Origin of the sequence: Sphingomonas sp. PP-CE-3A-406 (assembly GCF_003688625.1) — a bacterium.
Taxonomy (GTDB): Bacteria; Pseudomonadota; Alphaproteobacteria; order Sphingomonadales; family Sphingomonadaceae; genus Sphingomonas.
Window position 1 is genome coordinate 241409 of record NZ_RCWY01000002.1, and the last position, 21001, is coordinate 262409.

Annotated in this window: 21 protein-coding genes and 1 tRNA gene; 8 read left to right on the plus strand and 14 right to left on the minus strand. The window is 66.1% G+C overall.

The features are described from left to right. Positions 1 to 181 precede the first annotated feature (181 nt). From C8J44_RS07570 to C8J44_RS07590, 5 genes are all read right to left on the minus strand, one after another. Complete coding sequence (locus C8J44_RS07570; protein ID WP_121904043.1) at positions 182 to 3115, minus strand: valine--tRNA ligase; 2934 nt, start codon at positions 3113 to 3115, stop codon at positions 182 to 184. A 54-nt stretch (positions 3116 to 3169) separates the two neighbouring features. After that, positions 3170 to 4774 carry a histidine kinase famiy protein gene (locus C8J44_RS07575; protein ID WP_121904044.1) on the minus strand — a complete coding sequence of 535 codons (1605 nt, stop codon included), beginning with the start codon at positions 4772 to 4774 and terminating at the stop codon, positions 3170 to 3172. 123 nt (positions 4775 to 4897) lie between these two features. Further along, the gene (locus C8J44_RS07580; RefSeq protein ID WP_183128737.1) at positions 4898 to 5458 is read right to left on the minus strand and encodes a DUF2497 domain-containing protein; all 561 of its coding nucleotides are present in this window, start codon (positions 5456 to 5458) and stop codon (positions 4898 to 4900) included. 36 nt (positions 5459 to 5494) lie between these two features. Next, on the minus strand, positions 5495 to 7021 hold the full coding sequence (locus C8J44_RS07585; RefSeq protein WP_121884603.1) for a TolC family outer membrane protein: 1527 nt from the start codon (positions 7019 to 7021) through the stop codon (positions 5495 to 5497). Between the two features lie 8 nt (positions 7022 to 7029). Next, on the minus strand, positions 7030 to 7659 hold the full coding sequence (locus C8J44_RS07590) for a protein-L-isoaspartate O-methyltransferase (protein ID WP_259466827.1): 630 nt from the start codon (positions 7657 to 7659) through the stop codon (positions 7030 to 7032). Between the two features lie 578 nt (positions 7660 to 8237). Here C8J44_RS07590 and C8J44_RS07595 point away from each other — a divergent pair. The 3 genes from C8J44_RS07595 to C8J44_RS07610 all read left to right on the plus strand — a co-directional run bounded on the left by C8J44_RS07595 (position 8238) and on the right by C8J44_RS07610 (position 10823). Then, positions 8238 to 8311 (plus strand) — tRNA-Cys (locus C8J44_RS07595). A gap of 453 nt (positions 8312 to 8764) precedes the next feature. Then, the gene (locus C8J44_RS18180; RefSeq protein ID WP_147453152.1) at positions 8765 to 9166 is read left to right on the plus strand and encodes a hypothetical protein; all 402 of its coding nucleotides are present in this window, start codon (positions 8765 to 8767) and stop codon (positions 9164 to 9166) included. A gap of 658 nt (positions 9167 to 9824) precedes the next feature. Then, positions 9825 to 10823, plus strand: a complete 999-nt coding sequence (locus tag C8J44_RS07610; protein ID WP_121904047.1) for a 2-keto-3-deoxygluconate permease — start codon at positions 9825 to 9827, stop codon at positions 10821 to 10823. A gap of 99 nt (positions 10824 to 10922) precedes the next feature. On the opposite strand, the gene C8J44_RS07615 is transcribed toward C8J44_RS07610, so the two are convergent. After that, complete coding sequence (locus C8J44_RS07615; protein WP_060526916.1) at positions 10923 to 11345, minus strand: (deoxy)nucleoside triphosphate pyrophosphohydrolase; 423 nt, start codon at positions 11343 to 11345, stop codon at positions 10923 to 10925. A 31-nt stretch (positions 11346 to 11376) separates the two neighbouring features. On the opposite strand from C8J44_RS07615, the gene C8J44_RS07620 reads away from it, so the two are divergent. Continuing rightward, entirely contained in the window at positions 11377 to 11580 is a 204-nt protein-coding gene (locus C8J44_RS07620) for a Flp family type IVb pilin (protein ID WP_121884600.1), read from the plus strand. Positions 11581 to 11740: 160 nt separating this feature from the next. Next, positions 11741 to 11914, plus strand: a complete 174-nt coding sequence (locus C8J44_RS07625; RefSeq protein WP_055879343.1) for a Flp family type IVb pilin — start codon at positions 11741 to 11743, stop codon at positions 11912 to 11914. Between the two features lie 101 nt (positions 11915 to 12015). Here the strand turns inward: C8J44_RS07625 and C8J44_RS07630 are convergent, their stop codons facing one another. Genes C8J44_RS07630 through C8J44_RS18755 form a run of 4 tightly spaced genes read right to left on the minus strand, consistent with a single transcriptional unit; the run spans position 12016 to position 15878 of the window. Continuing rightward, positions 12016 to 12963 carry an acetyl-CoA carboxylase carboxyltransferase subunit alpha gene (locus C8J44_RS07630; RefSeq protein ID WP_121904048.1) on the minus strand — a complete coding sequence of 316 codons (948 nt, stop codon included), beginning with the start codon at positions 12961 to 12963 and terminating at the stop codon, positions 12016 to 12018. A 53-nt stretch (positions 12964 to 13016) separates the two neighbouring features. Further along, the gene (locus C8J44_RS07635) at positions 13017 to 13916 is read right to left on the minus strand and encodes a tyrosine-type recombinase/integrase (RefSeq protein WP_259466765.1); all 900 of its coding nucleotides are present in this window, start codon (positions 13914 to 13916) and stop codon (positions 13017 to 13019) included. After that, positions 13913 to 15760, minus strand: coding sequence for a hypothetical protein (locus tag C8J44_RS07640; RefSeq protein ID WP_259466766.1), 1848 nt, complete (start codon positions 15758 to 15760; stop codon positions 13913 to 13915). The genes C8J44_RS07635 and C8J44_RS07640 overlap by 4 nt, the downstream gene beginning before the upstream one ends. After that, positions 15744 to 15878: a hypothetical protein gene (locus C8J44_RS18755; RefSeq protein ID WP_258191373.1), complete on the minus strand. Its 135-nt coding sequence runs from the start codon at positions 15876 to 15878 to the stop codon at positions 15744 to 15746. Before C8J44_RS18755 ends, C8J44_RS07640 begins: the two co-directional genes overlap by 17 nt. Before the next feature lie 103 nt (positions 15879 to 15981). Between C8J44_RS18755 and C8J44_RS07645 the strand changes: the two genes are divergently transcribed. The 3 genes from C8J44_RS07645 to C8J44_RS07655 are packed head-to-tail and all read left to right on the plus strand — an operon-like array spanning position 15982 to position 17782. Continuing rightward, positions 15982 to 16545: a shikimate kinase gene (locus C8J44_RS07645; protein ID WP_060526913.1), complete on the plus strand. Its 564-nt coding sequence runs from the start codon at positions 15982 to 15984 to the stop codon at positions 16543 to 16545. Then, positions 16542 to 17642 (plus strand): 3-dehydroquinate synthase, encoded by a 1101-nt coding sequence (gene aroB, locus C8J44_RS07650; RefSeq protein WP_121904049.1) that lies wholly within the window; start codon positions 16542 to 16544, stop codon positions 17640 to 17642. The genes C8J44_RS07645 and aroB overlap by 4 nt, the downstream gene beginning before the upstream one ends. Further along, on the plus strand, positions 17642 to 17782 hold the full coding sequence (locus tag C8J44_RS07655; protein ID WP_121904050.1) for a DUF2256 domain-containing protein: 141 nt from the start codon (positions 17642 to 17644) through the stop codon (positions 17780 to 17782). Before aroB ends, C8J44_RS07655 begins: the two co-directional genes overlap by 1 nt. A gap of 84 nt (positions 17783 to 17866) precedes the next feature. Here the strand turns inward: C8J44_RS07655 and C8J44_RS07660 are convergent, their stop codons facing one another. Genes C8J44_RS07660 through C8J44_RS07675 form a run of 4 tightly spaced genes read right to left on the minus strand, consistent with a single transcriptional unit; the run spans position 17867 to position 20950 of the window. Then, positions 17867 to 18196 carry a DUF423 domain-containing protein gene (locus C8J44_RS07660; protein WP_121904051.1) on the minus strand — a complete coding sequence of 110 codons (330 nt, stop codon included), beginning with the start codon at positions 18194 to 18196 and terminating at the stop codon, positions 17867 to 17869. After that, the gene (locus C8J44_RS07665; RefSeq protein ID WP_121904052.1) at positions 18193 to 19956 is read right to left on the minus strand and encodes a cation:proton antiporter; all 1764 of its coding nucleotides are present in this window, start codon (positions 19954 to 19956) and stop codon (positions 18193 to 18195) included. Before C8J44_RS07665 ends, C8J44_RS07660 begins: the two co-directional genes overlap by 4 nt. After that, positions 19956 to 20387 carry an iron-sulfur cluster assembly scaffold protein gene (locus tag C8J44_RS07670; protein WP_121904053.1) on the minus strand — a complete coding sequence of 144 codons (432 nt, stop codon included), beginning with the start codon at positions 20385 to 20387 and terminating at the stop codon, positions 19956 to 19958. The genes C8J44_RS07665 and C8J44_RS07670 overlap by 1 nt, the downstream gene beginning before the upstream one ends. Continuing rightward, a complete protein-coding gene (locus C8J44_RS07675; RefSeq protein WP_121904054.1) occupies positions 20384 to 20950 on the minus strand; it encodes a CvpA family protein in 567 nt (188 codons plus the stop codon). Before C8J44_RS07675 ends, C8J44_RS07670 begins: the two co-directional genes overlap by 4 nt. Positions 20951 to 21001: the final 51 nt, after the last annotated feature.

Consider the following 21001-nt stretch of genomic DNA (forward strand, 5'->3'; position numbering starts at 1 on the left):
ATTGGACCCCGGCCTTCGCCGGGGGGGAGCGGGGGAAACGGCGTTGCTGATTTGAGGGTCGAAGGCTCCCTCGCCTATGCTTGCTGATTCGCCATCCCGGCGGAACCTGGGGGCGGACCTCGGTAGGAGCGACGAGGTCTTCAACCACGCATTCCCCTCCCGCTTGCGGGAGGGGAGCAGGTCAGCCTAAACGGCCTAGCGCCGCCTGCAACCGCGCGGCTTCGGCGGCCTTGTCGGCGTGGTCGGCCTTGGCCTTTTCCACCGCTTCGGGCTTGGCGCGTTCGACGAAGCTGGCGTTGCCCAAGCGGCCCGACAGCGCGTCGCGCTCCTTCTCCGCCGCCGCGATCGCCTTGGTCAGGCGGGCGCGTTCGGAGTCTAGGTCGATGACGCCTTCGAGGGGAAGGACGAACGTTGCCTCGTCGACCACGACCTGCGCCGCGCCGCCGGTGGCTTCGCCGTCGGCATGCGTGACGCGGGCGAGACGCGCGAGCGCTGGCGCCTGGCGTTCGAGCCGCGCCAAGGTTGCTGCATTCGCATCACGGACGTGGAGTGGCAGGCGCGCGCCCGGGGGCACGTTCAGTTCGTTACGCGCGGTGCGGATTTCCTGAACCAGACGGATCAGCCAGTCGACTTCCTTACTCGCTTCGGGATCGAGCGCGCGCGCGTCCGCCATTGGCCACTGCGAGACGATTAGGTCGTGATCGCGCGGGCCCATCGCGTGCCACAGTTCCTCGGTGATGAACGGCATGAACGGGTGCAGCAGGACCAGAATCTGGTCGAGCACCCAGCCTGCTACGGCCTTAGACTCATCGTCGATAACGCCGCGATCGTCGCCGATCATCTGCGGCTTGATCAGTTCGAGATACCAGTCGCAGAAGCGGCTCCACGCGAACTGGTAGATCGCGTTGGCAGCGCCGTCGAAGCGGTAGTCGGCGAGCGCGAGGTCGACCGTCTGGACGGTCGCGATCGTCTCGGCGATGATCCACTTGTTAACCGCCAGTTCCGCGCGCGGCGCCTCCAGATTGGTGCTGGCGACGATGCCGTTGGCCTGCGCGAACCGGGCGGCGTTCCACAGCTTGGTGGCGAAGTTGCGATAGCCCTCGACGCGCTTCTCATCCATCTTGATGTCGCGGCCCTGGCTCTCCATTGCCGCCATGAAGAAGCGCAGTGCGTCGGCGCCGTAGGTGTCGATCAGGCCGAGGGGATTGACGACGTTGCCCTTTGACTTCGACATCTTCGCACCGTCCGCCGCGCGGACGAGGCCGTGGAGGTAGAGCGTGCGGAACGGCACGTCCTTCATGAAGTGCAGCCCCTGCATCATCATCCGCGCGTTCCAGAAGAACAGGATATCGAAGCCGGAAATGAGCACGTCGTTCGGGTAGCGGCCGCCCAACTGCTTCTGCTCCCTCTCCCCTGTGGGGAGAGGGTCGGGGTGAGGGGTCGTACCGGGCGCTGCGCTGCTTGGCTGCCCCTCACCCTGGCCCTCTCCCCGGAGGGGAGAGGGAACAGTGGCTTCCTCGGGCCAGCCGAGCGTGGCGAAGGGCCAGAGGGCGGAAGAGAACCAGGTATCGAGCACATCGGGATCGCGGACAATATAAACAGTGTCGTTTGTCCCGCGTGGAAAACGATCATCAACTGCAATTTTGTATCGGTCGCCGTAGAGGGCCTGCGCCGCAGCAATGGCCTCTTCCTCTGTTTCGGCGACGAAAGAGTTATTCTGACCAGTAATGGTCTCAACTAGAAGCCCATCAGCATCCACATCGTGGTCGATGTAGCTAACCAGACCGTTCTCATCGATCGCGGGCCCGAACCAAGCCGGAATCCGATGCCCCCACCACAGCTGCCGCGACACGCACCAGGGCTGGATGTTGTCCATCCAGTTGAAGAACGTCTTCTCCCAGGTCTTCGGGACGATATCGATCGCGCCGGTGCGCACCGCCTCGATCGCCGGCTGGGCTAGCGTCTTGGCATCGACATACCATTGGTCGGTCAGCCACGGCTCGATCACCACGCCCGAGCGGTCGCCATACGGCGTCTGGATCATGCGCGGCTCGGCGTCGTGCTCTTCGCCGTCCTTGTCGACATGCGCGATCAGGAAGCCTTCGTCCTTCAGACGCGCGACGACGGCCTTCCGCGCCTCCGCGGTCGTCAGCCCGAGCAGCTCGGCGGGGATCAGCCCGTCCGATACCTGCACGACACGCGCCTTCGCATCGAGCATGTTGAGCATCGATCCCGCGGCCATCCCTGCCCGCTTGCCGACCTCGAAATCGTTGAAGTCGTGTCCCGGGGTGATCTTCACCGCGCCCGAGCCGAGTTCCGGATCGGCATGGTCGTCGGCGATGATCGGGATCAGACGGCCGGTGATCGGCAGCTTCACCTGCTTGCCGATCAGCGCGGTGTAGCGCTCGTCCGCGCCGTTCACCGCCACCGCCATGTCGGCGAGCATCGTCTCAGGCCGCGTGGTCGCGACTTCGACGAAGCCCGATCCATCCGCGAGCGGATAGCGCAAATGCCAGAAGCTCCCCTTGATCTCGCGCGTCTCGACCTCGAGGTCGCTGATCGCGGTGCCGAGGCCCGGATCCCAGTTCACGAGGCGCTTGTCGCGGTACAGCAGCCCCTGCTTGTGGAGGTCGACGAACACTTTCAGGACGGCCTTCGAGAAGCCCGGATCCATCGTGAAGCGCTCGTTCTTCCAGTCCATCGAGCAGCCGAGCCGGCGGAGCTGCTGCGTGATCTCGCCGCCGCTCTCTTCCTTCCACGCCCAGACCTTCGCGACGAACTCCTCGCGCGTCAGGTCGGTACGCTTCTGCGGGGGGGTGAGCGCACCCATCTGGCGCTCGACCACCATCTGCGTCGCGATGCCGGCGTGATCGGTGCCGACCACCCACAATGCATCCTTGCCCTTCAGCCGCGCGTGGCGCGTGAGGATGTCCTGCAGCGTGTTGTCGAGCGCGTGGCCAATGTGCAGCGAGCCCGTGACGTTGGGCGGCGGGTTGACGATCGTCCACGGCTCGGCGTTCGGACGGTCGGGGCGGAACTGGCCGCTCGCCTCCCAATGCGCATACCAGCGCGATTCGATGGAGGCCGGGTCGAAAGTTTTGGGAAGCTCGCTCATGCGCCGAGCCTTAGCGAGCGTGCCCGCGCTAGGCCAGCCTCAGGTACGCCAACGTCAGGTACGCGCGCCCGGCTTGTCGAGCACCTGCCGGATCCGCTCGTTCAGTTCGTTGCGGCGATACGGCTTGCGGATCAGCTCGAACGACCGGCTGCCTTCGTCGATCGCCTCGTCGGCGAACCCGGTGGTGAGCAGCACCGCGGTATGTGGATAATCGCGCCGCACCGACTGCGCGAGCGCGACGCCATTCATCCCGCCGGGCATGAGGATATCGGTGAACAGCAACTTGAAATCGGAATCGCCGGCCAGCGTGTCGAGCGCACTGCGCGCGCTGTTCACCAGCACGACCTCGTAGCCGAGATCCTCGAGGATCGTGCGGCCGAGTTCGCCGACCTCGATCTGATCCTCGACCATCAGCACGCGCTCGGCGCCGCCGGTGCGCGGCGCGAGTGGTGCGGCAGGCTTGCGCTCGACCGCACCACTCGCGCGCGGAAAATACAGCGAGAACTCCGCGCCGCCGCCAGCGCCGTTGCGGACGGTCGCGAGGCCGCCCGACTGGCGCATGAAGCCGTACACCATCGCGAGGCCGAGCCCGGCGCCCTTGCCCATTTCCTTGGTGGTGTAGAACGGTTCGAACAGCTTGTCGGCGGTGGTCAGGTCGACGCCGGGGCCGTCGTCGCAGATGCTGACCACGACATATTCGCCGGGTTCGAGCTTGGCGAGGCTGGCATCCTCGGGCAGCACCGCGTTGCGCGTCGCGATCGTGACCTTGCCCGCGCCGCCGGTGGCATCGCGCGCGTTGGCGATGATGTTGAGCAATGCCATCTCGGCCTGGACCGGGTCGACGCGGCAGTTCCACAGATCCTCCGCCAGATCGCGCTTGAGCGTGATGCCGCTGCCCACGCTGCGTTCGAGGATCACACGGAAGTCGCCGATCAGCTGGTTGAGGTTCATCAACCGGTCGCGCAATTCCTGTTTCCGCGCGAACGCAAGCAATTGCTGCGTCAGGGTCGCGGCGCGCGTCGCCGAGGTGGAGATCGCATCGACCGCGCGGCGTGCCGACTTGTCGTCGGGATCGATCCGCGCGTCGAGGATGTCGGCATAGCCCTGGATGACCTGCAACAGGTTGTTGAAGTCGTGTGCAATCCCACCGGTCAGCTTGCCGACCGCTTCCATCCGCTGCGCCTCATGCAGCGCCTCTTCGGCCTCGCGCCGACGTGAGATGTCGAGCTGGCTGGCGAAGAAATATTTGAGTGTGCCGTCCTCGCCGAACACGGGTGACACGAACAACGCGTTCCAGAAGGTCGAACCGTTCTTGCGGTAGTTGAGGATCTCGACCGCGACCTCCTCGCGGTTAGCGATCGCCGCGCGTACTTCCGCGACAGCGGTGCGGTCGGTCTCGGGGCCTTGCAGGAAACGGCAGTTGCGGCCGAGGATCTCGTCCTGCGAATAGCCGCTCATGAACGAGAACGCCTCGTTGCAGAAGATGATCGGGTTGTCGTCGCGGTGCGGGTCGGTGACGACCATCGGCATCCGCGTGGTCTTCACCGCGGCGAAGAAAATATCGCTGTTGGTGTCCGCGGACGAAAAGTCGTTCTGCCCGCCGTGCGACGCAGGAATTGCCGGTTTTTCGGCGGGGCTAACGCTCTCGGTATCGGACATGGATAGTCAAACACCGCATCGCACGGCGTTGTTCCGCAGCGATAAAACCAGATCGGCCGCGTCGGCAACCCACTTGGGGTGTTAAGCGATATGAACGGCAGACGCGCGCGTCCGCCGTTCCGATCAGGGCTGTTGGTTCATGATCTTGGCGATCTCGCGCGCGACCATGTCCTCGACCAGGCCGGGCAGGTTCGCGTCCATCCATTCGCGCAGCATCGGCCGCAACATTTCGCGGACGAGGCCTTCGAGCGTGCCGTCGCTGTTGGCATCGGGTTTCACCATCATCCGCGTCAACGCTTCGAGCGGCGCGCGCGTTGCAGCGGCGGTTTCGCGCGACACGATCGGCCGATCGGTCGGTGCGGCGGCGGCCGAGGGTGCATCAGCAGGCTGCGCCTTCGGCGCGGACTGACGCGACTCGGCGACCGCATCGACGGAAGACAGCACCGGAGATTTCGGCGTGCGGGGCGTACGGTCGACCATCGGCATGGGATCGCTCAGTTCGAGGATTTCGTCGTCGTCAGCATCGGCGCCGCCGTCCAGGTAGGCGTCGCGATCGACCGGCGACGGCATCGGCCGCGACGGACGGCGGTTACGACCGGGCATCGTATCGCCCTCTTCGGCAATGATCCGTTTGATCGACGAGAGGATTTCCTCCATCGACGGCTCCGCACTGATATCCCCCATCCGGACCATCCCAAACCCCATGGCCGCGCGACGCCCCTATCGGCGGCTCGGCGCGTCCATACCTGTCGTCAATGCCGGGTTCCTGTCAACTGGCGTTGCGAGCAACGGATCGCTTTGCGGCTGTACATGTGCGTCCTGCGCGGGCGATTGCGCGGTGCTGGTCGCCACCGCGGCAGGCTCGCCGTCGCCGCCGAAGTCCCAGATCTTGTGGCTGACCCGCTTGTAATTGGCGACCGGATCGTAGAGCACGCCGCCGTCGAGACCCAGGTCGCGCGCCTCGGCCTGCCCCATCGCGGCAAGCAACGCGAAGCCCGCGACATACGCATCGCGCCGCGCCGTCACCAGCGTGACCTGGCTGTTGAGCAATTCCTGCTCCGCGTTGAGGATATCGAGGATCGTCCGAGTCCCGACGCTGTTCTCGGCGCGGACACCTTCGAGGCTCAGCTTGTTCGCGTTGACCGCGGTCTCCGACGACTGGATCACCTGCTCCGACGACCGCCACACCGCATAGGCCGAGCGCGCCTGCGAGATGACGTTGCGCTCGGTCGCGGTCACGTTCTCGATCGCGCGCGAGCTGAGCGCCTCGGCCTGCCGGACCTGCGCCGCGGGACGCCCGCCCTGGAACAGCGGCAGGGTCAGCGACAGCCCGCCCTGCACCGTCTTGTTCGCGTTGGGAAACGCGGCGACGCCGTTGGTCTTGCTGATCGATCCCAGATAGTTGGTGTAGCCAGCACCACCCGTCGCGCTGATCTGCGGCAGGCGAGTCGCGCGCGCCACGCCGATGTCGTAGCGGGTCGCGTCGCGCTCCTTGGCGGCGGCGAGCAGGGTCGGATTATTGTCGATCGCGACCGTCACCGCCGATGCCGGGCTGTCGGGCAGATGCGGCAATACCGGCGGCGGCTCGAGCGTGCCGGGCGGCGTGCCGACCAGCTGGATGTAATTTTCCCGGCTGGAGATTAGCTGCGCCTGGGCGGACTGGAGCTGCGCGCGGGCGAGCGCGAGACGGGCCTCGGACTGCGCGACGTCGGTACGGGTCAGGTCGCCGACCTGGAATCGGTCGCGGCTGGCCTGGAGATTGACGTCGAGCACGCGGACGTTCTGCGTGTTGAGCCCGACGATCGATTCGTCGCGGATCACGTTCATGTACGCGCTGACGACGTTGGTGAAGAGATCCGCCTCGGTCCCGCGCAGCGTCGCGCGACCACCCTCGACGCGCGTCTTGGCTGCCGCGACCGAATTGCGGACCTGACCGCCAAGATACAACGGGATCGATACGTTCGCGCGCGCCACCGCCTGCCGAGGGGGCGCGATGAAGCTGTTCTGCGCGGTGACGACGAACTCGGTATAGTCGCCGGTCGCGTTGACCGACGGCAGTCCGGTCGCGCGCGCGATCGGCACGTTCTCGTCGCTTGCGCGCAGCGCGGCGCGCTGACCGGTGATCGTCGGGTTGGTGTTGTACGCCTTGACCAGCGCCTCGCGCAGCGTTTCGGCGCCAACCGGTGCAGCGCCGTAAACCAGCGCAACACCCAGAAACAAACGACGAATATGAGCGGTGCGCGGCATGGTCTGCCTCAGAACTTGAAGGATTTGGGCGTGTCGAAGCCGGGTAGCGTGATGCATTCTACGTCGACGAAGGCCACCAGCGCGAAACCGCCGTCGGTCTTTCGTCCTGCCGCCAACCGGGTCAGCCCGCGCTCGGCGATCCCGGCGACGACACGGCCGCCCGGACGGACCTGCGCGATCAGCGCCTCGGGCACCGATTCGACCGCGCCGTCGACGATCAGCACGTCATAGGGCGCCCCGGCAGCGCTGCCGTCCGTCATCGCCCCCTCGACGAGCTCGACGTTGCCGACCCCGGCCAGCGCCGTACGTGCGGTCGCGACCAAGCCCGGATCGCTCTCCACCGCGACCACCGAGGCGACGATCTCGGACAACACCGCAGCGGTGTAGCCGCTCGCCGCGCCGATCAGCAGCACGCGGTCGCTGGCCGTCAGATACGCTTCGGTCAGCAGCCGGCCGGTCGCCATCGGCAGGTTGGCATAGCGACCGCCGCCGAGCGGGATCGCGGTGTCGCGGTACGCGATCGACCGGACGGCCTCGGGCATGAACGTCTCGCGCGGCACCCGCGCCATCGCCGCGACCACGCGCTGGTCGTTGACCGCGTTGGTGCGCAACTGGCTGGCGACCATCGCGTGGCGCATGCCGTCGAATGCCGATGCGGTGGGGCCGGTGTCTGCGCCGCCGATCGGGGGGGTGGCGGCCTGGCTTGCGAGGGGGGCGGTGTCGATGCTCATCGTCGTCATGGCTTATCCTGTCGCACAGCTGTTTTACATGTGCAATACACTAGTTGTCGTGATGACCTGATATCGCGCGCCCCGCGCTACGCCAAGCGCGCGTTTGGTTCAAAACAGGCGGAAGCCCCCGCACGACGCGACGAAGTGCGGAAGATGACCAATGCTGGGAGGGTGACGCCCCGCCCGCCCGTGTGACACCGAGATGCCGCGGGCGGGACGTCGAGGGCGCATGCGGAAGTCCACGGCAACACCTCTGCGGCTCCTCTAGCAAGCAAACCGACCGTCGTCCCGCGCAAATCGCCCTCGCGCGCTGCGGCTCACCGCATCCACTGCCCTGCGACCGTCGCGACCAGACCGCGCATCGAGCAACGGCCGGTCTGCTTGCACGCCCCTGCCACGCCGATCCCGACAATTCGACGCGATCCGCAAACTCCCGGTTGACCCGCCGCGCAAAACGAAGCATTTGCGCCGCCTTCACGCATCGGGGCCCGATGGCGGAGTGGTGACGTAGAGGACTGCAAATCCTCGCACCCGGGTTCGATTCCCGGTCGGGCCTCCAAATTGTCTAACCTTGATTTTCAGTTACTTAGCGCTGGCTAACTAGTTCTAATCGCGAATTTCGTCGACTGCTGGTCGGCTGGAATGTCTGAAATGGAGAGGAAAGCGGACGTTAGGCCGCCAGGCGAACGATGATGCTGCCTATCCCGAAATAAAGAGCCAAGACGCCGACCATAACGGCAATCCCAGATAGGCCTGACTTAACCGTGCTAGGGAACCAGCGTCCGCCTTGTTCCAGAAGCCGCTGTTGAACGACGGCATTGATCGCGGCAGCCGAGAAGACTGCGACACAAACGATGAGGATTGTTACGGCCAGCATCGGGTTAGACTGCCACCGCCCCCCGCCTCGCGCAACGTCCGCTTGTGGGCGAAAGCGGACGGCCGGAATGGGGAGGATAGCGGACATAACTACCTTCGGCCATAACGCACCCTTAGTTTGGGGTGCGGCCAAGCCATGGAAGAGACGTATCAACGCCTTCGCGCGGGATGGGACGCGGGCGATCGCGATCGAGGATCAGCCCTGCATCTGCTATTCCTGACTTGGTGGCATTGGGCGGAGCCCGATTTTCTTACCGGACTCTCTCATGATCCGGCCGCTCCCAAACTATGGCGAGATGTGTTCGACCACTTCGGGGGTGAAGCCTCATCGGACGCGGAGTTCCTGTTTGTGGGAGCTATCATGGTCGCGATAACACCGTGGATCTTCGAAGATGACGCCGTTTCGAAAAATCTTGCCAAAGCGATGGAGACACGATCACTGGTTCTGCAACCAACTGGCTTTCACGCAGAGGCATTCGAAGGTCGAGGCGACTACGGCGAGTACTTTGCCCGCCAAGCCCGCACGCCCCGGCCATAAGTATGGAACGACCGGGTGTGGGCGAAAGCGCACATTACCAGATCGGTGCATTCAAATCGTCTCCGGCCTCATATCTCAACGTGCTAATCCGTTTGAACGCGGCTTCCCAAGCTCGTGTTTGCGCACGATCGCCATCGTCACGGGCCTTTTTGAGTTGCTCCGCCGCATCCCTGTGCCGCGCTCGTAGAGTAGGGATTAGGTCGCTTCTTTCCGTAGAGGCCATTCGAGCATCATCGAACGTCTCTCGAATGTCTGCAAGTGGGCGTTCCTTAAGCGGAATGGCCGGTGTGGGAAGTAAGCGGAAGGGCCGCTTTCGAACACGTCAGCGGCGATCGCTGCCACTGCGCGGCGGGGCCGCCTTTCTCGCAGTGCTGATCGATCACCCTTACTGGCTGCCACAGCCTTGGACCTTCGGCTCATGCAGGATTGGCGAGGCCAGTCGAAACGGTTGGGCTTCGCGATAAAGTACCGATTCGGCCAGATGCGGCCGGGGTAGTTGCCCTGTAGAAGCCTGCTCCGTGCTCTGCTCGCCGCCGGGGCCATTTTCTCCCGCGGCGACCGAACGAGGTGCTCCCGACATGACCAGCATTCTCAAGAAATTCGACGCTTACGACCGTCGGAAGATCGAGCTAGGCAAGGCTACGGTGGCAGTGCCCCGATGAATATCAAGGACTGCGTCGACCGCATTCCAGGTGGCATGATGATAGTGCCACTGTTCATTGGCGCGTTGTGCCGAACGCTTGCGCCAGGCGCGCCGACGTATTTCAGCGGCTTTACCCAGGGGCTCATGACCGGGATCATCCCCATCCTTGCGATCTGGTTCTTTTGCATCGGCGCGTCCGTCCATCTCAGCACGACCACGACAGTGCTCCGCAAATCCGGTTCTCTGCTGCTGACCAAGCTTCTTACGGCTTGGGTGATCGTCGCCATCGCGTCCCGGTACATTCCACCGGACGGTGTTCAGACAGGCTTTTTTGCGGGCATGTCGCTTCTCGCCCTCGTGTGCGCGGTCGATATGACCAATGGTGGGCTGTACGCATCGCTGATGCAAAGTTTCGGAAGCAGCGAGGAATCCGGGGCTTTCGTCCTGCTCTCGATCGAGTCCGGTCCGCTGATGAGCATGCTCATACTCGGCGCAACGGGAGTAGCGCATTTCAAAGTGGCGGTGTTTATCGGCGCCGTATTGCCATTTGTGGTGGGCTTTGCTCTCGGGAACCTCGATCCGAAGTTACGCGATTTCTTTTCGCCGGGATGCAAGATCTTGATCCCCTTCTTCGCGTTTGCGCTCGGCAATACCATCGATCTGCATACGCTCATGTCACCACTGGCTGCGCTTGGTATCGTTTTCGCGCTTTTCGTAATCGTCGCGACCGGCGTGCCGCTGATCGTTGCGGACATCCTGGTCGGCGGAGGCACCGGTACTGCTGGCATCGCCGCATCGTCGACTGCCGGCGCCGCAGTAGCCAATCCTCTGGCAATCGCAGCCGTCGCACCGGAATTCATGCCGGTCGCGAAAGATGCCACGACGTTGGTCGCTATCTGCGTGATCATGACATCGATCATAGTGCCGATCATTACCGGGCTTTGGCACAAGCGGTTCGGCCAGGGCAGCAACGCCGCAAAGGGCGTCCAACATTCTCTAGGTCTTCTTCCCTAGACGTCCCCTGGGTCGGTCGGACGCCATACGACGGCAGTGACGTTTGCCCGGCGGTTGCAGCCCGTTCGCCGATGCGGCTGACCGTACCGGACTGCCGAGTCAGATCAGCGCGTCGAGCAGGCCGATCAGCGGACGGTCCGCGGGGGGCATCGCCAGCGCGTGCATCTCGACCGGCCTGACCCAGCGCAACGCGGTCGCCTCGAGCGCACGCGGGACACCGCTCCATTTGCGGGTGACGTACAGCAGCAACAGCAGGTGGCGATCGCCCAGCGGCGCACTGGCGAACGTCGCCGGGGCCAGGCAGGCGTGCGGGACCGCGATCCCGAGTTCCTCCTCGAGTTCGCGAATCAAGGCGGCTTCGGGCGTCTCCCCCGGTTCGACCTTGCCGCCGGGGAATTCCCAGAGGCCGGCGAGCGACTTTCCCTCGGGCCGTTGCTGGAGCAGCACCCGCCCCTCAAAATCGACCAGCGCCGCGGCCACCACGGGTAACAATCGCACGGGAACACTGTCGTCGTTGGTCATTCTTTAATCTCCTGCACCTACACGTGCGAGCATGCGTTTCCTGTCGTCCAGATCGAACCGGGTGCCCCGCACCGTCGTTAGCATCGTCCGCGATTCACGCGGTGCGACGGCGATCGAATATGGCCTGATCCTCGGTCTCGTGGTGATCGCGATGATCGTCGGGCTGTCCGCCATGGCGGGCTCGACGATCGGCATGTGGAACACCGTCGACGCCAAGGTTTCGCAGGCGCGCTGACCCGCGGGGCGCCATCGCGGCCCCCCTGTATCGGCACCGCCAAAACTATCGATCGCGGCCTTAAACCTTTCTCAACCAGACACTTGTATCTGTCGATGCGCTGTTCCGGTCCATCCGGCCAGCCGGGTGACACTGAAGCAATCCAACAATGGAGACCGGAATGAAGACGATCCGCAAGTTTTTCAAGAACTCCAAGGGCGCAACCGCAATTGAGTACGGCCTGATCGCCGCGCTGATCGCCGTCGCCGCCATCGCCGCGATGCAGGGCCTGGGCAACAGCCTGAACAAGACGTTCAACAACGTTTCGACCAAGCTGAACACCTCGACCACGTAATCGAGTTACCAGTAGCGTACGAAAAAGGGCGGCGAAACTTCGGTTTCGCCGCCCTTTTTCGTTGCGCTGTTCGGCGAAATGCCGCCGGGCGAGCGACCGCGTCAGAGGCGGCCCATCTTGAGGAATTTCGCCTGGCGATCCTTGCGCAGGTCGGCGGGATCGAGCGGCGCCAGCTCGGCAAGCGCGGACGACACCGCGTTGCCGAGCGACTCGATCGCCACCACCGAGTCGCGGTGCGCGCCACCGAGCGGTTCTGCGACGATCTCGTCGATCACGCCGAACGCCTTGAGGTCCTGTGCGGTGATCCGCATCGCTTCGGCGGCCTCGGGGGCCTTGTCGGAGGTGCGCCACAGGATCGACGCGCAGCCTTCGGGGCTGATCACCGAATAGACCGCATGCTCGAACATCAGCACGCGGTTGCCCGCCGCCAATGCGACCGCACCACCCGAACCGCCCTCGCCGACGATCACCGCGACGATCGGCACGCCGGCGTTGAGGCACGCTTCGGTCGAGCGGGCGATCGCCTCGGCCTGGCCGCGCTCTTCGGCCTGGATACCGGGGAACGCGCCCGAGGTGTCGACCAGCGTGACGATCGGCAGGCCGAATCGGTTGGCGAGTTCGACCAGACGGATCGCTTTCCGGTAGCCCTCGGGCTTGCCCATGCCGAAATTGTGGCGGAGCCGGCTGGCGGTGTCGTCGCCCTTCTCGTGGCCGAGCACCATGATCTTGCGGCCCCGGAACGTCGCGAAGCCGCCGATGATCGCCTGGTCGTCGCCGAACGCGCGATCGCCCGCGAGCGGCACAAACTCGTCGAACAGTGCGGCGACGTAATCCTTGAAGTGCGGGCGCTCGGGATGGCGCGCGACCTGCGTCTTCTGCCACGGCGTCAGCCGCGCGAAGGTGTCCTTCAGCAGCTTGTCGGACTTGGCTTGCAGACGGGCGATATCGACCGACAGGTCGACGCTGCCTTCGGCGGCGGTGTCGCGGAGTTCGTCGATCCGGCCCTGGAGTTCGGCGATCGGTTTCTCGAAGTCGAGGAAGCTAGGCATGTGCGGCGGTTACGGCGCGGCGCCGTCCGCGTCAACGCGCCGCCCCGTTCGCGTCAGCGCGGGGGCAGATCCGCGAGGGGGTGATGCGTGTTGACGAGCTCGACGAGGCGGCTCGAATCGACGTGCGTGTAGATCTCGGTCGTCGCGATATCGGCATGACCGAGCATCGATTGCAGCGCGCGCAGGTCGGCACCGCCAGCGAGCAGGTGCGTCGCGAACGCATGGCGCAGGACATGGGGGCTGACGCGGTCGGGCGGGATGCCAGCTTCGGCGGCGAGCGCCTTGACGATCTGGTACAGCCGGATGCGCGAGAGGTGCCCCTTGCCCGACGGGAACAGCCAGGCGCGATCGGTCGCGACATACGTCCGCCACAGCGCGACGGCGGCGCGCGCACGGTCGGAGATCGGCACCAGCCGCTCGCGCCCGCCCTTGCCACGCAGGATCAGGAACGGGCGATCGGGATGCACCGCGTTGCGCGGCAGGCTGACCAGTTCGGTCGCGCGCAGTCCGGAGCCGTAGAGGAGTTCGAACAGCGCGGACAGGCGCAGGTCGTTGGGATCGAGCGGATCGCGCGCTGCCCGTTCGGCGATCGCCGCGAACAGCCGGTCGACATCGGCGTGACTCAATATCCTGGGCAACGCGCGGACGGTGCCGGGCCGAGGAAGCGCGTTGCCGGGATCGTCGGGACGGTGTCCCTCATCGGCAAGGAACGCGAAAAAACGCCGGAGCGATGCCGATTTTCGTCCGACGGTCGCGTTCGACAGCGCGGACCATTCACCCGCGAGCGTCGCCAGCGCATCCGCATTCGCCTCGACCAGCCCGCCTTCGAGTGCCTGCGACGCGAGCGACAGGTCGCTGCGATACGCCGCGACGGTGTTCGCTGCCGCGCCGGCCTCCGCCGTCATCATTTCCAGGAAGCGATCGATCAGCGCGCGATCCCGACCGTGCGTCACGCCCGCGCGATCGCCTCGGCCGCGATCATCCGCGCTTCGCCGTCGAGCCCGACCGCGCGCAGCGCGCCGACGATCCGGTAGAGCGCCTCGGGCGGGATGCCCTTCCAGTTCGGCGCCTGCATGCCGATCGCCGAAAGCAGGACGACGGTCCCCGCCTGACCGTCGCGCGCGGCACGATCCAGCGCGCGCGTCCAGGCATTGGCGGCACCGATCCGCACGCCGAGCGTCTGCGCGGCGCGCTCGATGTCGCTCTGCGAAAGCCGGCCCATCCCGGCGAGGCCCGCGAACAGCATCCGCTGCTTCAGCGCCGAATCGCCCGCGCCGCCCGAATAGGAAGCGAGGTCGCCATAACTCAGCCGGCGATACGTATCGGGATCGCTCAGCACGATCATCGCCCAGGCGTCGCTCCCGCTCGGCACCGTACCAAGCCAGCGCGCCGCGGTCCGGTCGAGCCCGGCGGTCAGCATCGACGCGACCAGATGATCGGCATCCGCCTTGCCCGAGGTCGGGTCGATCCGCGCCGCCGCCCGCGCGGTCAGCACCAGCCGCGCATAGGCAGGCTCCGCGTCCTTGCCGCCCCACAACTGACGCAGCGCGGTCAGTCGCGTCTCGGCATTGCGATCGGCATAGGCGGTCTGAAGATCGTTCGCCGTCGCGCTCGCGCCACTCTGCGCGTCGTCGTCGGTCGCGGTCGCCGCATACAGGTCGACCAGCGCGGCGCTGGACAGCACGCCCTGCCCCGCCGCCGCCTCGGCAGGCGCCAGCCGGTCACCCAGCGCGACCGATGGCGAGAGCGCCTGCCAGTACCGCACCTGCGGCCCGGCGCTCGCATAGAGTTCATCGGGCACCGCAACGCCGGTCGCCATCGCCAGGCCGAACCGCCAGGCGGTCAGCTGGTCGACGCCGTCCCATTCGATCGTCACCGCCTGGCGTCCTTGCGCCCCGGCACCGACGACCTTCTGCGCGAGCAGCATGTCGACGCCGCTTGCGACATTGCGGCGCTTGGCGGTCGCGATCAGCGGGGTCGCCTGCGCCGGATTGCCCGACAGCCCGGCGCATATCGCCTGCGCCATCGTCCAGCCGCGCGACGGGGCATAGCGCATCGCGCCGGGAACCAGCGGGCAGAACCCGGCAGGATCGCCGGTCGCCAGCGACGCGTTCATCGCGACCTGATACAGCTTCGGCGTGTAGTTGAAGGTATCGACGTTCTGCGTGACCGCGCGCGCGGCAACCGATTCGCCCATCCGCAACAGCAGCCACGCCCGCTCGGCGGCGAAGTCCGCGCCGTTGGTGCGGCTGGGCGTATCGACATGCGACACCAGCGCGCGCCGCAGCAGGATCGACATCCACCGCGACGGCAGCGGCGCGGTCAGCCGGCGCATCAGCGTCTCGACATACTGACCATCGGCATCGCCGAACGCATCCGTCTCCAGCCCGCCCTCGCTCGCGGTGACCGGTCCGACCGTCTCGAGCGAACGCCGCGCGGATTCGGGCATCTCGTAGCGCGCGAGCACGCTCGGATCGACCGGTGCGGGCGCGGCGACGGGCGGTGGAACCGGCAGCCCGTCCGGCGTCGTCGACGGCAGTGGCTGGATCATCGCGCTGGAAGGCGATGGGGTTGTCGATGAGGGGGGCGATGATTGCGTAGGCGTGGTCGGGCGCGTCGGCTGCGGTGCGTTTGCAGGCGCGTTCGGTCGCGACGCGGGGGCCGGCGACGGGGTCGTATCGCCGAAGCCCGGCGGCAGGATCGATTCGGGGCGATCCTGCCCGATCGCGGGTGCCAGCGCGACGAGCGCCCCGACGGCGACGGCCGCCGCCAGCGTGGCCTTAAGAGAGGTTCGCAAGCGTCACGGCCTTCTCGACGTGGCTCTGCGGACGCTCCGTCGCGCGGCCCGCCAGCAGGAACAGGCCGCCGACCACGACCACAAGAACGACGACGACCGAGACGATGAAACGGGACATACGACGTAACCTTGTAGTGAACGGGGGTAGTGAACGGGCAATGACAGATCGCACGCCAAGAGCTTTTGCCCTCGCGCGGAGCCGCTGTATAGCGCGGGCTACGATGTTGCAAAGCCACAACCCTTCAGGCGGGCCCTCGGGCAGTCGACGCCCTGCCCCGATCGATCGCCCGATCGTGCTCGTCGGGCTGATGGGCGTCGGCAAGACCACCGTCGGCCGCCGCCTCGCGCTTCGCATGAACCTGCCGTTCGTCGATGCCGACCACGAGATCGAGGCGGCGTCGGGGATGACCGTTGCCGAGATCTTCGCGAAATACGGCGAAGAGTATTTCCGTGACGGCGAGCGCCGTGTGATCGCGCGGCTGATCGACGGCACGCCGAAGGTCATCGCGACCGGCGGCGGCGCGTTCATCAACGACGACACGCGCGCGCTGATCCTGCGCGATACGGTGTCGGTGTGGCTCAGCGCGCATCCCGACATCCTGGTCGAGCGGGTCGGCCGCCGCGACAGCCGCCCGCTGCTGCGCAACCGCGATGCGGGGAAAGTGCTCACCGAACTGGCGCGCGTCCGCAACCCGATTTACGCGCAGGCGCACATCCATATTGTCAGCAACAAGACGCCGCACGAAGCGACCGTCGCCGCTATCCTGAGAGCGCTTGGCCGATGAAGACCGTTATTGTCGAACTGGGTGCGCGGACGTACCCGATCCATATCGAGGCTGGGTTGCTCGCGCGGGCTGGCGAGTTTCTCGCGCCGCTCGCGAAGGGTCGGCGGGTGGCGATTGTTACCGACGAGAATTTGGCGATTCATCTTGCGACGTTGCAAACCTCGCTGACCGCGGCGGGGATCGCGTCGGAGGCGATCGTTCTGGCACCCGGCGAAGGCAGCAAGAGCTGGGCGACGCTGGAGATGCTGTGCGACCGGCTGCTCGAACTCGGCGTCGAGCGCGGCGATCACGTCGTTGCGCTGGGTGGCGGCGTGATGGGGGACCTGGTCGGGTTCGCCTGCTCGATCCTGAAGCGCGGGTGCAGCTTCGTGCAGATCCCGACGTCGCTGCTGGCGCAGGTCGACAGCTCGGTCGGCGGCAAGACGGCGATCAACACGAAAGCCGGCAAGAACCTGATCGGCGCGTTCCACCAGCCGGTGATGGTACTGATCGATCCGCAGGTGCTCGGCACGCTGCCGATCCGGGAACTGCGCGCGGGTTACGCCGAGGTCGTCAAATACGGCCTGATCGACGACTTCGCGTTCTTCGAATGGTGTGAGGCGAATGGCGCCGCGTTGCTGGGCGGTGACATCGGCCTGCGTGAGTACGCGATCGCGCACAGCGTTTCGGCGAAGGCACGGATCGTCGCGGCGGACGAGCATGAGACGAACGGCATCCGGGCGTTGCTCAATCTCGGCCATACCTTCGGCCATGCGCTGGAGGCGGAGACCGGGTTCTCGCAGGCGCTGATCCACGGCGAGGGCGTCGCGGCGGGTTGTTCGCTGGCGTTCGGGTTCTCGGCATCGCAGGGGATTTGTTCGGGGCAAGATGCTCAGCGCGTTGCGGCGCACTGGCGGGACGTAGGGCTTCCCGACGGTCTCGCGGCGGCGAAAGTCGGCGCGAACGGTGCGCGGCTGGTCGATCACATGCGGCACGACAAGAAGATGGCGGCGGGCACTCTCCCCTTCCTGCTCGCGCGCGGGATCGGCCAGACGTATCTCGACAAGACGGTCGACCTCGCCGACGTCGAGACCTTCCTCGACGCGCAGCCCCGCTAATGCCCAACGGTGTCGCCAAGCAGAATTTGCCGACGAAGATGTGTCCGGCGTGCGAGCGGCCGTTCACGTGGCGGAAGAAATGGGCGCGCGACTGGGACAGCGTGATCTACTGCTCCGACGCGTGTCGGAAGAAGCGGTAGAACCCGAGAACCAGAAACAAGCTTGTTCACCCGCGAAGGCGGGTGCCCAGACTGGGTCCCCGCCTTCGCGGGGAAACAATTCTGCTAGGGGCGAGCCGCGCTCCAAGCCAGCCACAACCAGCCGCCGATCAGCAACGCCCCGCCAATCGGCGTGATCGCGCCGAACCAGCGCGGCGCGCCCAGCGCCATCGCATAGAGCGTCAACGCGAAGATCGCCGCGCCGATTAAGAACAGCCATGCCGGCCCGCGCGCCTCCATCCGCACCGCAACCAGCGCCGCCACGACATGGACGAGCTGATACTGTGCGCCGGTCTTCAACCACTCCGCCGCCGAGCCACTCGCGCCGTGCGCGCCGAATGCTCCCGCCGCGACCGCGATCGCGCCCGACAAGGCGGCCAGTATGACGAGTATCATGTCGCGTCGTTCCCCCACGGAAAGCGTTCGGCGGTTTCGGCACGCGCCGCGCGCATGTCGCCCGAATCGATCTGGAGCTGCAACCGCTCCTTGTCACGCGCGCGGTACATGTCCTCCGCACGGTCGATATCCGCGCTCGCGACGCCCAGCCCGTCCATCGCCAGCCGCGCCATCTTCACCGCCGATTCGAGCACCTCGCGGATGACATACTGCGCCGACGTGTTCTTCAGCTTGACCAGCGCGCGCCGATCGAACGCGCGCACATAGATCGCCGCGTTCGGGAACGCCTCGTGCACGCCCTCGATCGTGTCGGGTTCGAGCTGATCGCCATCCATGCAGAAGCAGATCAGTTCGGCCTCCGCCGCCCCAGCCTGCCGCAACAGGTCGAGCCGCGTGCCGTCGCCGTAATAGACCTTCGCGCCGAACTCGCCGGCGATGTCGATCATCTCGATATCGGTGTCGATCAGCGTCACCGGGATATCCTGAGTCAGCAGCATCTGCCCGACCGTCTGCCCGAACCGGCCATAGCCGACGATGATCGCATTCGAGCCATCGGTCTTGGGCCCGTCGCGTTCCTGGTTCTTCGCCAGCGGTTCGGTGCGGAAGCGCCGCGTGATCCCCATCAGGAACGGCGTCGTCGCCATCGACAGCGTGATGATCGCGCCGAACAGGCTCGCCGCCTGCGGTTCGATCAGTAGCCCGGCCTGCGCCTGCGCGAACAGCACGAAGCCGAACTCGCCGCCCTGGCTGAGGAGCAGCCCCAGCGCGAACGCCTGCCGCCACGTCATCTTGAACGCCATGCCGATCAGCATGATGACGCCGGTCTTGGTCGCGATCAGCGCGGCCGCCATCGCCATGACGAACACCGGCCGCTCGGCGATCGCGTTGAGATCGAGCACCATGCCGACCGCGAGGAAGAAGAGCCCGAGCAGGATCGAGCGGAACGGCTCTACGTCGGCTTCGAGTTCATGCCGATAGGGGCTGTCCGCGAGCATCACGCCAGCGATGAACGCGCCGAGCGCGGTCGACAGTCCTAGCCATTCCATGATCGCGGCGCTGGCGATGACCGTGAACAGCCCCGCGAACACGAACATCTCGCGCTCGCCGAGATTGCCGATCAGCCGGAAAAACGGGCGCAACAGGAAGCGCCCTGCGACGACGAGCCCGACCACCGCCAGCACCGTATAGATCGCGAGCAGCCAGCCGGGAGGCGCATTCGCGTCGGCAGGGTTGCGGCTCATCGCGGCGACGATCGTGATCAGCGGAACGATCGAGAGGTCCTGGAACAGCAGGATCGAGAAGGCGCGTTCACCGAACGGCGTCCGCATCCGCCCGGAAGACCGCAACATCGGCAGCACCTGCGCGGTCGACGACAGCGCGAGCGGGAGGCCAAGCGCGAGCGCGGCGGGCAGCGAGAACTTCGCGCCGATCCAGACGATCGCGGTGATCGCGAGGCCGCAGATCGCGACCTGGAGAAGGCCGAGACCGAAGATCTCCTCCTTCATCTTCCACAGCCGTGACGGGTTCAGCTCGAGACCGACGATGAACAGCAGCAGCGTGATGCCGAGTTCGGCGAACCCGAGCTTCGACTCCGCATCGCCGACCAGACCGAGAACATGCGGCCCGACGACCGCACCCGCGACGAGATACCCCAGCGTCGCGCCGAGCCCGAGCCGCCGGAACAGCAGCACGAACATCAGCCCGAAGCCGAGCAATACGACGCCGTCGCGGAGCAGCGACGGGGCCGTACCCTCCGCCATCAGACCTTCGCCTTTGCAGCGATGTCGGCAGCTTCGGCCGCGGCTTCGAACGCGAGCCGGATCGACGGATGCCGCGCGGTGTAGTCGAGCGCGGGGGTGAAGATATCCATCCCCGGCCAATCGGGCGCATCGCCCTCGCGCGCAAGCCATGCCGTCAGCGCATCGCGCGCGGCGGCGAGTTCGGCGGGGGTGCGACCGAGGATGTTCGACGCCAGCAACGATGACGAAGCCTGGCCGAGCGCACAGGCACGAACCAGCAGCCCGACCTCGCTGACCCGGCCCTCATCATCGACCGCGACGTCGATCGTCACCCGACTGCCGCAGATCGGCGAGCGTTTCTCCGCAGTCGCCATCGGCTTGGCCAGGCGTTCGTGATGCGGGATCGTCGCGGCAAGGCGGAGGATCTCGGCATTGTAGAGGGGCGCGCTCATGATTTCGGGTCGCTTGCGTTGTCGGATCGGGAAGGCGGCGTGCGGGCGCCGAACACGGGCTGACCGCGGCGACGGCGGTCGACGAAATCGGCGATTCCCGCGCTGGTCGCGTTGAGCAGCGGATAGGTCCGCGACCGCGTCATCCATTCGGGGCGGCGCGACGGTCCGCCGCTCATCGTGTCGATGACGAGCGTCGCGAGCAGGAAGACGAGGCTTGCAAGGATCAGGCCCTTCAGCGCGCCGAACCCGAAGCCGAGCGCACGATCGACCGGGCCGAGGATCGAGGTCCGCGTCCGCGCGCCGATCGCGTTCGCGACGAGCCGGCCGCCTATATAGGTGACGCCGGTGATGATCGCGAAGGCGAGTACGGCCGCCCCACCGACCGTGCCGATCATCGGCGACAGCGCGGCGGCAAGCGGGATGTGGAACAGCTTCAACATCGCCACCATAGCCACCCAGGCGAACATCGACAGCACTTCGGTCACGAACCCGCGGATCAGCCCGAGCACCGCGGACCCGGCGACGGCGATCAGGACGACGATGTCTAGGGCGGTCAGGTTCATGGTCTCTGGAATAGGGACGCGGCGCGCGAACCGCTAGTGCACGCGGCGAGC